General features: G+C 69.2%; 15 protein-coding genes and 1 pseudogene. 11 read left to right on the top strand and 5 right to left on the bottom strand.

The features are described from left to right. Window positions 1-47: 47 nt before the first annotated feature. Both ABD198_RS29445 and ABD198_RS29440 read right to left on the bottom strand, forming a co-directional pair. On the bottom strand, window positions 48-194 hold the full coding sequence (locus ABD198_RS29445) for a hypothetical protein (RefSeq protein ID WP_344007584.1): 147 nt from the start codon (window positions 192-194) through the stop codon (window positions 48-50). A gap of 126 nt (window positions 195-320) precedes the next feature. Beyond that, on the bottom strand, window positions 321-824 hold the full coding sequence (locus tag ABD198_RS29440) for a hypothetical protein (protein WP_344007583.1): 504 nt from the start codon (window positions 822-824) through the stop codon (window positions 321-323). Window positions 825-1136: 312 nt separating this feature from the next. On the opposite strand from ABD198_RS29440, the gene ABD198_RS29435 reads away from it, so the two are divergent. From ABD198_RS29435 to ABD198_RS29420, 4 genes are all read left to right on the top strand, one after another. Then, window positions 1137-1373, top strand: a complete 237-nt coding sequence (locus tag ABD198_RS29435; protein ID WP_344007581.1) for a hypothetical protein — start codon at window positions 1137-1139, stop codon at window positions 1371-1373. Further along, window positions 1373-1567 carry a hypothetical protein gene (locus ABD198_RS29430; protein ID WP_344007579.1) on the top strand — a complete coding sequence of 65 codons (195 nt, stop codon included), beginning with the start codon at window positions 1373-1375 and terminating at the stop codon, window positions 1565-1567. The genes ABD198_RS29435 and ABD198_RS29430 overlap by 1 nt, the downstream gene beginning before the upstream one ends. A gap of 105 nt (window positions 1568-1672) precedes the next feature. Further along, window positions 1673-1861 carry a helix-turn-helix domain-containing protein gene (locus ABD198_RS29425; RefSeq protein ID WP_344007577.1) on the top strand — a complete coding sequence of 63 codons (189 nt, stop codon included), beginning with the start codon at window positions 1673-1675 and terminating at the stop codon, window positions 1859-1861. A gap of 74 nt (window positions 1862-1935) precedes the next feature. Continuing rightward, window positions 1936-3171: a tyrosine-type recombinase/integrase gene (locus ABD198_RS29420; RefSeq protein ID WP_344007575.1), complete on the top strand. Its 1236-nt coding sequence runs from the start codon at window positions 1936-1938 to the stop codon at window positions 3169-3171. Window positions 3172-3239: 68 nt separating this feature from the next. Here ABD198_RS29420 and ABD198_RS29415 read toward each other — a convergent pair. Then, window positions 3240-4043 (bottom strand): annotated as a pseudogene (locus ABD198_RS29415) (TldD/PmbA family protein); the annotation flags it as partial. A 443-nt stretch (window positions 4044-4486) separates the two neighbouring features. Between ABD198_RS29415 and fabG the strand changes: the two are divergent. From fabG to ABD198_RS29400, 3 genes are all read left to right on the top strand, one after another. After that, on the top strand, window positions 4487-5206 hold the full coding sequence (gene fabG / locus ABD198_RS29410; RefSeq protein WP_344007573.1) for a 3-oxoacyl-[acyl-carrier-protein] reductase: 720 nt from the start codon (window positions 4487-4489) through the stop codon (window positions 5204-5206). 5 nt (window positions 5207-5211) lie between these two features. After that, window positions 5212-5979 (top strand): enoyl-ACP reductase FabI, encoded by a 768-nt coding sequence (gene fabI, locus ABD198_RS29405; RefSeq protein ID WP_344007571.1) that lies wholly within the window; start codon window positions 5212-5214, stop codon window positions 5977-5979. Window positions 5980-6172: 193 nt separating this feature from the next. Then, window positions 6173-6562: a hypothetical protein gene (locus tag ABD198_RS29400; RefSeq protein WP_344007569.1), complete on the top strand. Its 390-nt coding sequence runs from the start codon at window positions 6173-6175 to the stop codon at window positions 6560-6562. Here the strand turns inward: ABD198_RS29400 and ABD198_RS29395 are convergent. Then, window positions 6540-7232: a FadR/GntR family transcriptional regulator gene (locus ABD198_RS29395; protein ID WP_344007567.1), complete on the bottom strand. Its 693-nt coding sequence runs from the start codon at window positions 7230-7232 to the stop codon at window positions 6540-6542. The two genes, ABD198_RS29400 and ABD198_RS29395, sit on opposite strands and share 23 nt — an antisense overlap. A 157-nt stretch (window positions 7233-7389) precedes the next feature. On the opposite strand from ABD198_RS29395, the gene ABD198_RS29390 reads away from it, so the two are divergent. The 4 genes from ABD198_RS29390 (at window position 7390) to ABD198_RS29375 (ending at window position 10214) form a co-directional block, all read left to right on the top strand. Continuing rightward, window positions 7390-8655 carry a CynX/NimT family MFS transporter gene (locus ABD198_RS29390; protein WP_344007585.1) on the top strand — a complete coding sequence of 422 codons (1266 nt, stop codon included), beginning with the start codon at window positions 7390-7392 and terminating at the stop codon, window positions 8653-8655. Window positions 8656-9106: 451 nt separating this feature from the next. Beyond that, entirely contained in the window at window positions 9107-9223 is a 117-nt protein-coding gene (locus ABD198_RS29385; protein ID WP_277350678.1) for an SGM_5486 family transporter-associated protein, read from the top strand. Between the two features lie 189 nt (window positions 9224-9412). Further along, window positions 9413-9619, top strand: coding sequence for a hypothetical protein (locus tag ABD198_RS29380; protein WP_344007564.1), 207 nt, complete (start codon window positions 9413-9415; stop codon window positions 9617-9619). A 76-nt stretch (window positions 9620-9695) separates the two neighbouring features. After that, the gene (locus ABD198_RS29375; protein ID WP_344007562.1) at window positions 9696-10214 is read left to right on the top strand and encodes a SixA phosphatase family protein; all 519 of its coding nucleotides are present in this window, start codon (window positions 9696-9698) and stop codon (window positions 10212-10214) included. 187 nt (window positions 10215-10401) lie between these two features. Here the strand turns inward: ABD198_RS29375 and serB are convergent, their stop codons facing one another. Continuing rightward, entirely contained in the window at window positions 10402-11610 is a 1209-nt protein-coding gene (gene serB / locus ABD198_RS29370) for a phosphoserine phosphatase SerB (RefSeq protein ID WP_344007560.1), read from the bottom strand. Between the last annotated feature and the right edge of the window lie 721 nt (window positions 11611-12331).

Genomic DNA, 12331 nt, shown 5'->3' with positions numbered 1-12331 from the left:
CGCTGCGACAGATCAACACCCACGAAGAACAATGATGCCGCAGCTCGCTACATCACCACATGAGACATCGTCTTAGCCGTACCCTTACGGCCGATTGCACTGCCCCCGGCCAGCACCGTCCAGACCACGACCGGACGGCCGTCCTGGGTGGTCACATAGCCGTTGATGGCGGCGGACCAGTAGGCCAGTTTCACGAGACAACATCTCGTTTCAACGTGATCAGGAACACACAGTCACGAGTACAACCGTTAGGGTCACCTAACAAGACACAAAAAGACCCCTGATTACAGGGGGTCCTCTCAAGCTACCGAACGTAACCGTTACTCGTTAGTAGGTTCGTCGGGCAGTTCGAGGGCCTTTCGGAAGCGCTCGTCAGGAAACTCCAAGTCCTGCGGCCAGTCGATCACCAGCCGGCCGTCTTCCTTGGTCCGGGGCCGGTAGTACCAGCCTGCCTCGGTGTCGGGGTCGTAGCAGAGCACTACGTTCCGATGCCTGAGCCCACGCTCCCACTGTTCCGCCATCTTGAGCTGGTCGGGCTTCAGAGTCTTGTCACCGAGCTGCCGGCGTAGCCAGACCCTCAGAGCCTTGGCGGAGTGCTTCTTGTGATGCGAGTTCGGGCCCTGTGTGTTCTTGATCTTCCATCTGTGGGCCAGGTAAGCATTCACCTCCCGGACCACGGGTTTGCGCCGGAGGCCCAGGAGCACCCTCCTCTTGCTCACCGCCTGGACCGAGATCCCATACTGCTCTGCCATCTCTTTATCACTCAGCCCCATGTGGAAGAGTTTGATGAGGATTGCGTCAGTCAGTCCGGTTTGAATGGGCATGCCATGTCCCTAATCGGTGGTCTGTCATGAAGTGGCCCTCCCGTCCCACGCGGCTGGCTGCCGGTGGTACGGCCACTGCAGCTGAGAACGAATCTCAGCACATCGCGTTTCAACATGTGATACAGCTCTCATTCGTATACGGAGTCTTGCATTCCCTATCTGTAGTCACCATGAGGCTCTGTACGCCTCTCTGAGGGTCGCGCAGCAACCTACCAAGAAGCCCGGAGAGGCGACGACAGGCCGTCAGACGGGCGTACAGGCAGCTTCCTGGGCACAGAGCGGCCAACTGAATGGGTTGTAGACCTCGAAGACGTGGTGAAGAAGCTCAAGGGGGACAACAAGACCCTTGCCCGGCTCTTCATGACGACTGTCCGGGAGAAGAACGAGCTTGACAAGGATCGCCTGGAGTCGGCTCTCCGGCTGTACTTGTCGGAGCTGGACTACGACCTTTACAAGGGGATTGCGAACCCCGAGGACGGTACGGGGGACCGATTCCCGGAGGAAGCCGAGTTCTTTCTTCGGTGCTGGGAGATTGCGGGGGAGGGCTGATGGCGCTCTATCGAGATGTTGACGGTGCCATCTGGCTGGACGAGGACCCGACAGGTGAAACCCTCATCTGCCTCTACGACCCGGAGCTTCCCGATGCCGACTGGGTGGCTGGTGTGAAGCTCCCCTGGTACGCGGTTTCGGAGAGCTGGGGCCCCTTGATTGTGGTGGAGCCCACGGGGTGGAGGGAAATCTGATGGACAACTTTCTGGGAGGGATCATCCTCGGGGGTGTCCTGACTTCCTGGGTGTGGACTGTGTTCTTGCTGAAGCACTTCAAGGCCGGCGAGGAGGTTCCGGGCGATGGCCGCGGGTGGAAGTAACGCTCTCCTGACACCGGACCAGGCCGCGGAGTACCTGAACATCCCCAAGAGGACGCTGATGGACTCCTACCAGCGGTGGGGCCTGCGACACGTCCGAGTCGGCAAGCACGTCCGGTTCCGGGTCCGGGACGTGGAGAACTGGATTGACAGTCAGACTGTGGAGCCCTAGTCTCCAATCGGTCAACATGCAGTCGTTGAACCCCCGCCCGCAAGGGCGGGGGCTCCGCTGTCAGGGGAGGGTTCTTGGCTACGGTCAAGAAGGAGGACTGCTCATGTCCTCGCAGGATGAAAGCGAAGTGCGCTCACAAGCCCTGGAAGGTGACCTACAGGGAGCCTGGGGGAAGAGCCGGCGCACAGCGCACTCTGAGCTTCAAGCTCAAGGAGGAAGCCGACGCCTTCGCGGTCAAGGTCGAACGTGACAAGGATCTAGGCGTCTATATCAACCCGCGGAAGGCCAAGACTCCGTTCTCGGAGGTCTGGGATCAGTGGCTCAACACGGGAAGTCTTGAGCCCAGCACCTACGCCAACTACCGATCGGTCTACGCCAACCACTTCGAGGGGCACTTTGCTCGTCGGCCCATCGGCGCTGTCAGCACCGAGGACATCGCGAAGTGGGAGCAGTGGGAGAAGGAGCAGGGCTACAAGCCCTACGGGATTCAGGTCCGGAAGAACTTGCTCTCCTCGGTGTTCGGATACGCCGTGGCGTCAGAGATCATCGGACGGAACCCGTGCAAGACGGCCAACCCGAGGAAGAACGAGAGCAGAAGCGCCTACGAGCCGGTCTCCGATGAGGACATCCCCGAGACGCATGAAGTCCTGGGGATCATCGCTGAGATGCCGAAGTTTCTGAGAGCCGCGGTGTGGGCCATGGCCGGCTGCGGTCTGCGGCCTGGAGAGGCCCTGGCCATCAGTGATCAGTCCATCGAGTGGGAGTCCTCAACCCTTCTGGTCAACCATCAGGTGGCTGCTCACGGAATCTGCCAGATCACTGGCAGCCGAAGAGGGGTGAAGCGGGGAACCAAGCACAGGAAGCAGGCGGAGTCCCGGAGGACTCCTATCCCTGGGCAGGTCGTGGAGGTCTTCTCGGACCACATCGACATGTTCGGGATCTGGGGCGATCAGGGGTGGCTCTTCGAGTCTCCTCGGCAGCCTGGGCGCCATCCGTCCTATGACTGGCTTCTGCGGCAGTTCAAGGATGCGGCGAAGGCCGCGGGAGTCCCTCAGTACACACCCAAGTCGCTGAGGCACTACTTCGTGACCACCTCACTCCACGCTGGCATCCCTCTGTACGAGATCGCTCAATGGATGGGGCACCGGGACACCCGGACCACGGAGCAGGTGTACGGGCACCTCACGACCAAAGCCTTCAAGCGAGGGTCGGATGCTCTCGGAGAGCAGCTTGCCGGGGATCTGACGTCGTTCCGGGGCAAGATCGATGCCCCTCGTCTGGTGTCCCTGGACGACGAAGAGGCGGCGTAGCCTATGCACCGGTACTGAGTTTGTGCTGAGATCGGACGCCTGCCATCAGTGTTTGTGCAGGTGGCAGGCTTCTGGTCGATGTGGTAGACGTTGTAGCGCTGCATGTCGATGGACCAGGACCGGTCGCCCACCCCATAGATGCCGCGGTCGACCGACCCGATCAGGTCCTCCGTCGACATCCCGGCCGGGTCCGGCTGCAGGGACACATTGGCCATCCGCTGCACCGGCACATGGGCGGGGGAGTCGGCGTAGGCGCACCCGTTGGAGCGCTCGAAGCCGGTCAGTCTCGCGATCCGCCGGTCCAGCTGGTAGCCGACCAGGACGCCGTCCTTGACCAGGTCCCAGGACTGCGCCTCGACGCCCTCGTCGTCGTAGCCGATGGTGGCCAGGCCGTGCTCGGCGGTGCGGTCGCCGGTGACGTTCATCAGCTCCGAGCCGTAGCGCAGCTTGCCCAGCTGGTCGAAGGTGGCGAAGGAGGTTCCCGCGTAGGCGGCCTCGTAGCCGAGGGCGCGGTCCAGCTCGGTTGCATGCCCGATGGACTCGTGGATGGTCAGCCACAGGTTGGACGGGTCGATCACCAGGTCGTACAGGCCCGGCTCCACGCTCGGCGCGCGCATCTTCTCGGCGAGCAGCTCCGGGATCCGCGCCAGCTCGTCGTCCCAGTCCCAGCCGGTGCCCCGCAGATACTCCCAGCCGCGGCCGACCGGGGGCGCCAGGGTGCGCATGGACTCGAACTCGCCGCTCGACTCGTCCACCGACACCGCCGTGAACACCGGATGCAGCCGCACCCGCTGCTGGGTGGTCACCGTGCCGGCCGTGTCGGCGTAGAACTTGTTCTCGTGCACGGTGAGCAGCGAGGCGTCCACGGCGTCGGCGAGGGAGCGCAGGGGCAGGGCCGTGAAGGCTTCGTCAATGCTATGAGGCACCTACGTCTCTTCCTGTCGGTGTTCTCAGTGTTCTGGGTGTTATCGGTGTTATCGGTGTTCTCGGTGTTTCGGTGTTTCTCGGTCTTCGCTCATACCGTCTGCCGGTGTTCGCTCATGCCGTCGGCGTCCCTCGGTGTTCGCCGTGTCCGCCGGGCACGGTCGTCGCTGCGCATCATGTCGTGTCGCCCGTTCGGGGACCACAGGTTTCTTCCGCGCACCCGGGGCTTTCTGTAGGGACCCGACAGAGTGATCCACCGGCCACTGTCGGTGCCCGAATGTTCCCGGGCACACCACGACCGATAGGTTTTCGGTGAAGCCGCCTGCCATCGCCGCCTGACCTCCAGGTGCCCGGGCGGATGTCCACAGACCGCTACCGAAAGGGTGATCCGTTGAGCCGCTCGGTTCTCGTCACCGGAGGCAACCGGGGCATCGGCCTCGCCATCGCCCGCGCTTTCGCCGACGCCGGAGAAAAGGTCGCGTACACCTACCGCTCGGGTGAGCCGCCGGCCGCCCTGACGGAGGCGGGCTGCCTCGCCGTCAAGTGCGACATCACCGACGCCGAGCAGGTGGAGCAGGCCTACAAGGAGGTCGAGGAGGCGCACGGCCCCGTCGAGGTCCTGGTGGCCAACGCGGGCATCACCAAGGACCAGCTCCTGATGCGCATGTCCGAGGAGGACTTCACCTCGGTCGTCGACACCAACCTCACCGGCACCTTCCGCGTGGTCAAGCGCGCCAACCGCGGCATGCTGCGCGCCAAGAAGGGCCGCGTGGTGCTGATCTCCTCGGTCGTCGGGCTGCTCGGCTCCGCGGGCCAGGCCAACTACGCCGCCTCCAAGGCCGCCCTGGTCGGCTTCGCGCGCTCCCTCGCCCGTGAGCTGGGCTCGCGCAATATCACCTTCAACGTCGTCGCGCCCGGCTTCGTCGAGACCGACATGACCAGGGCGCTCAGCGAGGAGCAGCGCTCCAACATCCTGTCGCAGGTGCCGCTCGGCCGGTACGCGCAGCCGGAGGAGGTCGCCGCGACGGTGCGGTTCCTCGCCTCGGACGACGCCTCGTACATCACTGGAGCCGTCATCCCCGTTGACGGCGGACTGGGAATGGGTCACTGAACACCATGAGCGGAATTCTCGAGGGCAAGCGCGTCCTCATCACCGGTGTGCTGATGGAGTCGTCCATCGCTTTCCACGCCGCCAAGCTGGCCCAGGAGCAGGGCGCCGAGATCATCCTGACCGCGTTCCCGCGGCCCACGCTGACCGAGCGCATCGCCAGGAAGCTGCCCAAGCCCACCAAGGTGATCGAGCTCGACGTCACCAACGACGAGCACCTCGGCCGGCTCGCCGACCTCGTCGGCGAGGAGCTCGGCGGCCTCGACGGCGTCGTCCACTCCATCGGCTTCGCCCCGCAGGACGCGCTCGGCGGCAACTTCCTGAACACGCCGTTCGAGTCCGTCGCCACGGCCATGCACGTCTCCGCCTTCTCCCTGAAGTCGCTGACCATGGCCTGCCTGCCGCTGATGCAGAACGGCGGCTCCGTCGTCGGCCTCACCTTCGACGCGCAGTACGCCTGGCCGCAGTACGACTGGATGGGCCCCGCCAAGGCCGCCCTGGAGGCCACCAACCGCTACATGGCGCGCGACCTGGGCAAGCAGAACATCCGCTGCAACCTCATCTCCGCGGGCCCCATCGGCTCCATGGCCGCCAAGTCCATCCCGGGCTTCAGCGAGCTGGCCTCGGTGTGGGACAGCCGCTCCCCGCTCGAGTGGGACCTGAAGGACCCGGAGCCGGCCGGCCGCGGCATCGTCGCGCTGCTGAGCGACTGGTTCCCGAAGACCACCGGCGAGATCATCCACGTGGACGGCGGCCTGCACGCCATCGGCGCCTGACAGCACGTTTCATCACGAGGGCCCGCGTCCGAACGGCGCGGGCCCTCGTGCCTGTCGGTCCCTGTCGGTGCGGTGCCCGTCGTGTCACCCGTTCGGCTCAGCCGGGTGGGCGGGGCCTGACGGCGGCAGGGCATCGTGGAGGTGCGGTTCCACCGCGTGTTCCCCCTCCCCAGTACGGCCGAGGAGGTCCCTTGTGCGCATTTTCCGCCTGGCCTCAGCGACCGTCGCCCTCGCCGTCGCGCTCGTCCTTCCGTACGAGGCGGCGGCCCAGCCGCGCGTCCAGCCCGACCGGGCCCCGGGACACCATCCGGAAACCCTGGGCACGGAGGACGCCGAGGACACCGACGACCTGTTCGGGGCCGCGTGCTTCATCCGCGTCGACGGCTCCTGGGTGACCGCCTACTGCCACAATCCCTATCCGGACATCGACCTGGTGCGGCTGCACGTCGAGTGCGCCCATTGGTGGGACCTGGACAGCGACTCCCGCGCCGTCGCCGCCGAACCGGCGCAGACCGTGAAGCTGACGGGGCGCTGCTGGCAGAAGGTGCGCTCCGCGTGGATCAGCCACCAGCGGGCGAGCTGAGCGGCGCCGGGCGGCAGCCGAACGCATAGGAGGCGGCCTCCCGGGCGGCCGTCGCCGCGTCCTGCGCCCGGATGGCGTCGACCAGCCGGGCGTGGTCCATGTGGGCCTCCGGGTTCAGCTCCCGGCCCACGTCCTCGCGCAGCCAGTCCCGCAGCACCTCGCTCAGGTCCGCGTACATCGTGGTCATCACGTCGTTGTGCGAGGCGGCCACCACGGCCAGATGGAAGGTCGCGTCGGCCACCACGAACGCCTCCGCGTCGCCCGACTCCCAGGCCTCCTCGCGGCGCCGCAGCAGCGTGTCGAGCTGCTTGAGGTCCTTCTCCGTGCGCCGCTCGGCGGCCAGCCGCGCCCCGGCCGACTCCAGCGTGGAGCGCAGCTCGGCGATGTGCCGGGGGTCGGCGTCGGCGAAGCGGCGGTGCATCACGCCCGCCAGCTCGCTGGTCGCCACGACGTACGTCCCCGAGCCCTGGCGGATGTCCAGCAGTCCGTTGTGCGCCAGCGCCCGCACCGCCTCGCGCACCGTGTTGCGGGCCACCCCGAGCTGCTCGACCAGCTCCGGCTCGGTGGGGATGCGGGAGCCGACCGGCCACTCGCCCGAGGTGATCTGGCTCCGCAGCGCGGCGATGACCTGCTCGGACAGTGCCGAACGGCGGGGATGGGTCAGGGGCATGGCACATACCTTCGCACGGTCGGGGGCGCCGGACGGCAACCACCCGTTGGACAACCAATCATCCCATGATTCTATGATGGGCGGCATGGCTGGAAACAGAACGCGAGCACCCCGGTCCAGGACAGCAGCCACCCCGGCCGAGAACGGGGTCCCCGGCATGAGCGGCACCACCGCACCCGCCTGGGTGAAGCCGCTGCTGATCGCCGGCATCGTCCTCGCCGCGCTGAACCTGCGCCCGGCCATCACCAGCCTCGGAGCGCTGCTCGAGGAGGTCCGCGACGGGCTCGGCATGAGCGGCAGCGTCGCCGGGCTGCTCACCTCGGTGCCCTCGCTGTGCTTCGCCGTCTTCGGCGTCACCGCCCCGCGCCTCGCCCGCCGCTTCGGGCCGGGCGCGGTGGTGTGCGCCGGCATGGCCGCCATCGCCTCCGGCCTGCTGATCCGCCCCTTCGCGGGCGGCACGGCCGGCTTCCTCGCCGCCACCGCCCTCGCCCTCATGGGCATCGCCGTCAGCAATGTCCTGATGCCGGTCATCGTCAAGCGCTGGTTCCCCGACCGGGTCGGGTCCATGACCGGCCTGTACTCGATGGCCCTCGCCCTCGGCACGTCCCTGGCGGCGGCGGTGACCGTGCCGCTCACCGATGCGGTGGGCGGGAACTGGCAGTCCGGCCTCGCCCTGTGGGCGGCCCTCGCCGCCGCGGCCGTACTGCCCTGGATCCCGTTCGTACGGGACCGCGAGCCGGGACCCGTGGCCGGCCGGGCGTCCGGGGCGGACGCCCGGCTGCCACGCCAGGAAGCACCGCGGCAGCGGGCGGGGGAGCGGGACGGCGCCCCGCAGCTGCGCATCACCCGCAGCCCCACCGCCTGGGCGCTCGCCGTCTTCTTCGGGCTCCAGGCGACCGCCGCCTACATCACCATGGGCTGGATGGCGCAGATCTTCCGGGACGCGGGCGTGCCCGCGGGCACCGCAGGAGTGCTGCTCGCCGTGACCATGGTGATGGGCGTACCGCTCGCCTTCGTCATACCCCGCCTCGCCTCCCGGCTGCCCAGCCAGGGGCCCATCGTGGTCGCCCTCGGCGCCTGCGGCCTCGCCGGATACGCAGGCCTCTACCTCGCCCCGGCGGCCGGCGCCTGGGCCTGGGCCCTCCTCCTGGGCATCGCCAACTGCGCCTTCCCGCTCGCGCTCACCATGGTCGGCATGCGGGCCAGGAGCGGCGCGGGGGTGGCCCAGCTGTCGGCCTTCGCACAGAGCACCGGCTATCTGATCTCCATCCCGGGCCCCCTGCTGGTCGGCGTCCTCTACCAGCACAGCGGCGGCTGGGGCCTGCCGATCGCCCTCATGGCCGGCCTGATGATCCCCCAGATGCTCATGGGCGTCCTTGCAGGCCGCGACCGCACGGTCGAGGACGAGGCGGCGATCCGCTGAGCGCCGTTCTGCGGGGCGCTTCGTCCGGGGACACCTCGCGGGAGCCCTGTCCGGCTCCGGGGAGTGCTGTCGAGGCCCGGGGCGGTCTGCCTCGGCATGCCCCGGGGGGAGCTGCGTCGCGCTCGGGGTGGCCTGCTCAGGTGTACGCCCCCGGGGGGAGCCTCGTCGCGCTCGGGGTGGCCTGCTCAGGTGTGCGCCCCCCGGGGGGCCTCGTCGCACCTCTGGTGCCGTGCCCGGGCGGCCCCGGGGGAGCCCCGACCTGGGGGCGCGTCTGGGCGTACCCCGGGCGTATCCCAGGGCGGGAGAGCCCCCGCGTCCCGGGCCTGGGGCGCCGCGTCTGGCGGTCCCGCGGGTACCCCCCGGGATGGGGAGAGCCCCCGCCCGGGCCTGGGGCGCCGCGCCGGGCGGCCCCGGGGCGGGGTGGGTGGTGTGCGGGTGGGAGACTTGGGGCATGCCAGTGCTTGATCCGAACCCGCAGAACGGCCAGAAGAAGCTGCTGCTGGTCTTCGGCGCGTTCTTCGCCATCTTTGTCGTCATCGGTGTGATCGCGGCCCTGCTCGCGCCGTGACACCGCCCGCGGGGCCCTCCGCGGCCCCGAACGGGGTGGGGCTAGCCCCCGCATCCCCTAGGGGGCCAGGCTCAGGGACAAGTGGGTGGATCACCGGATGGGCCCGCACCCCCGCGCTCCGTACCTTCGAGTCGTGCCCGCGAACAGCGGAGTCACAGCAGGACTCAGCACTCGAAGAGCGGAGGCCCCATGTCGGCGTGTACGCGGACCCGGCCGCACCCGGCCCCCCGGGGCGGCGTCGACATCCGGCTGCCGTGGTGGGCGCTCGCCCTCCCGGCGCTCGCTTTCGTGACGCTGCTGATGCTGATACTCCACCCCGCCGACGCCCAGGCGGCAACCGGCGAACCGGCCCTCAGCCTCATCCTGGAGCGAGCGCACCAGCTCATGGCCCGCTGAGCGGTGGCGGAACGCCCCCGGAAGTGCTCGTCAACTCCCTGCGCCCTGTGGTCTGTTTCATGCGAAGCTGGGACGCATGAGCGTCGCAGAACCCCGCAGGATTGCCCTCTTCCGGCATGCGAAAGCCGACTGGCCCCCCGTTGACGACCACGAGCGCCCGCTCGCCGAGCGCGGCCGGATGGACGCCGCCGCAGCCGGACGCAAGCTCGCCGACACCGCCATCGCCTTCGACCTGGCCCTCTGCTCCACCGCCACCCGCACCCGCGAGACCTGGAAGCTCGCCGTCCAGGAGTTCCCGCAGCGCCCGAAGACCGTCTACGAGGAGCGGATCTACGAGGCCTCGCCCGGCGAGCTCATCGCCCTGCTCAACGAGACCCCCGACGACGTTCAGAACGTCCTCCTGATCGGCCACAACCCCGGCATCCAGGGCCTCGCCGACGTCCTGGCCGGCTCCTCGGAGGGCGACGCCCGTGAGCGGATGAACCGCCGCGGCTTCCCGGCCGCCGCCTTCGCCCTGCTGTCCTTCACCGGCTCCTGGAAGTCCCTGGAGCCCGGCGTCGCCACCCTGCTCGACTACTGGGCGCCCAGCGAGTGACCCACGGTGCCGCCCATGGCACCACAGGGGCCCGGCACCGCGATGTGTCCTCGGCACACTCGGTGCCGGGTCCCGGCACAACGCGGTGGTGAGGGACGGTATGGCGGTGGCGCGGGACAGGCGCGGCTCCGCCCGCCCGTGACGCCGGACGGGGCACTCAGCCCGCTTCGAAGGGGATGAGGGGCGCTCAGCCCACCTCGAGGGTGTCCGCCGCCTCGACCTCCTCACGGGTGATGCCCAGCAGGTAGAGCACCGTGTCCAGGAAGGGGAAGTTCACCGCCGTGTGCGCGGCCTCGCGCACCACCGGCTTGGCATTGAAGGCGACCCCGAGACCGGCCGCGTTGAGCATGTCCAGATCGTTGGCGCCGTCGCCGATCGCCACCGTCTGCGACAGCGGGACCCCCGCCTCGGCCGCGAAACGGCGCAGCAGCCGCGCCTTGCCCGCACGGTCCACGATCTCGCCGGTGACCCGGCCGGTCAGCTTCCCGTCGACGATCTCCAGAGTGTTGGCCTGGGCGAAGTCCAGCCCGAGCCGCTCCTTCAGATCGTCCGTGACCTGGGTGAAGCCACCGGAGACCACGCCGACCTGGTAGCCGAGGCGCTTCAGCGTACGGATCAGGGTGCGGGCACCCGGCGTCAGCCGCACCTCGCTGCGCACCTTGTCCACCACCGAGGCGTCGAGCCCCTCGAGCAGCGCCACCCGCGCGTGCAGCGACTGCTCGAAGTCCAGCTCCCCGCGCATCGCGGCAGCCGTCACCTCGGCGACCTTGTCCTCGCAGCCGGCGTGCGCCGCGAACAGCTCGATGACCTCGTCCTGGATGAGCGTGGAGTCCACGTCCATCACGACCAGGCGCTGCGCCCGCCGGTACAGCCCCGCGGCGACCACCGCCACGTCCACGCCGAGCTTCGCCGCGTCCGTCACCAGGGCGGTGCGCAGCGGCTCCGTCTCCACGCCCGACACCGCGAACTCCACCGCGGTCACCGGGTACTTGGCCAGCCGGAAGATCCGGTCGATGTTGGCGCCGGTGGCCGTGATCCGCCCGGCGATCGCCGCGGTGGCCTCCGAGGTGAGGGGGTGGCCGAGCACGGTGACCAGGGAGCGGCCGACGCCGCGCGGCAGGTTGTCACCGATGCCGGAGATGATCTCCGCCTGCATCTTCATCGACTCCGCCCAGCTGTGGACGGTCGCCCGCAGATCCCCTTCCAGCCCCCGCGGCGGCTCGGTCACCAGCGCGCACAGCACGATGCGGCCACGGGTGACGACCTGCTCGATGTCGACCACGTCGACGGAGTAGGCGGCCAGGGTGTCGAAGAGGCCTGCCGTGATGCCCGGCCTGTCCTTGCCGAAGATCTTGACCAGGAGAGTGGGGACGTCAGAGGTCTGCGATGCGCTCATGGTGTTCCCACCGTATCCGGCACCCGGTGCCGACCGCCCCCGCGGTCCGCCTGCCGGACAGTGAACATGCGGTGTCAGGCGGGGGTCCGGCGCCCGGTGCCCCGCCCCCGGTGGGCACCCCGCTCAACCCTTCCGCACCCGGCGGGCGCCCCGCTCACCTGTTCCGCACCCGGCGGGCACCGCGTTCACCGGCCCCCGTCGGGCTTGCGGGGCCGCGGGGGAGGGGCCGGCGGTGGCGAAGGCGGCGGGGGAGGCCCGTCGTCCGGCCAGAGCGGGCCGCGCCGCTTCCCGCCCGGGCGGCGAGGGGGCCGGTTTCCGCGCCGAGGCGGTCCGACCGGCGCGATCATGGTGGGCGCGCCGTACACATCGTCACCGTGCACAGCGTCACCGGACACGTCGCCGCCGGGCGCATCCCCACCGGACACATCGCCACGGGTCACATCCTCGCCGTCGTCGCCTGCCGCCGTCTCGTCCGCGCGCCCCTGGCCCTCCACGTCCCTCGGCACCTTCAGGTACGGGTTCGTGGCCGGATTGGGCGGCCGGTACGACGCCCTGGGGGTGTACGGCCCTGACGGCACCCGCTCCCGGGGCTCACCGCTCGCCTCACCGCCACGGCCGGCGGCCCCGAACCCCTCGCCGCCCGCGTCCGGCTCCGTACGGCCGGGCCCGCGCTGCCAGGGGGTGGTCCCTCCGTCGCCCGTTCCGGCCGGCTCCGGTCGCT

The sequence above is a fragment of the Streptomyces thermocarboxydovorans genome, assembly GCF_039524635.1.
Lineage (GTDB): Bacteria > Actinomycetota > Actinomycetes > Streptomycetales > Streptomycetaceae > Streptomyces > Streptomyces thermocarboxydovorans.
Note: the sequence above shows the minus strand (reverse complement) of the source record. Positions and strands in the feature narration are given on the sequence as shown.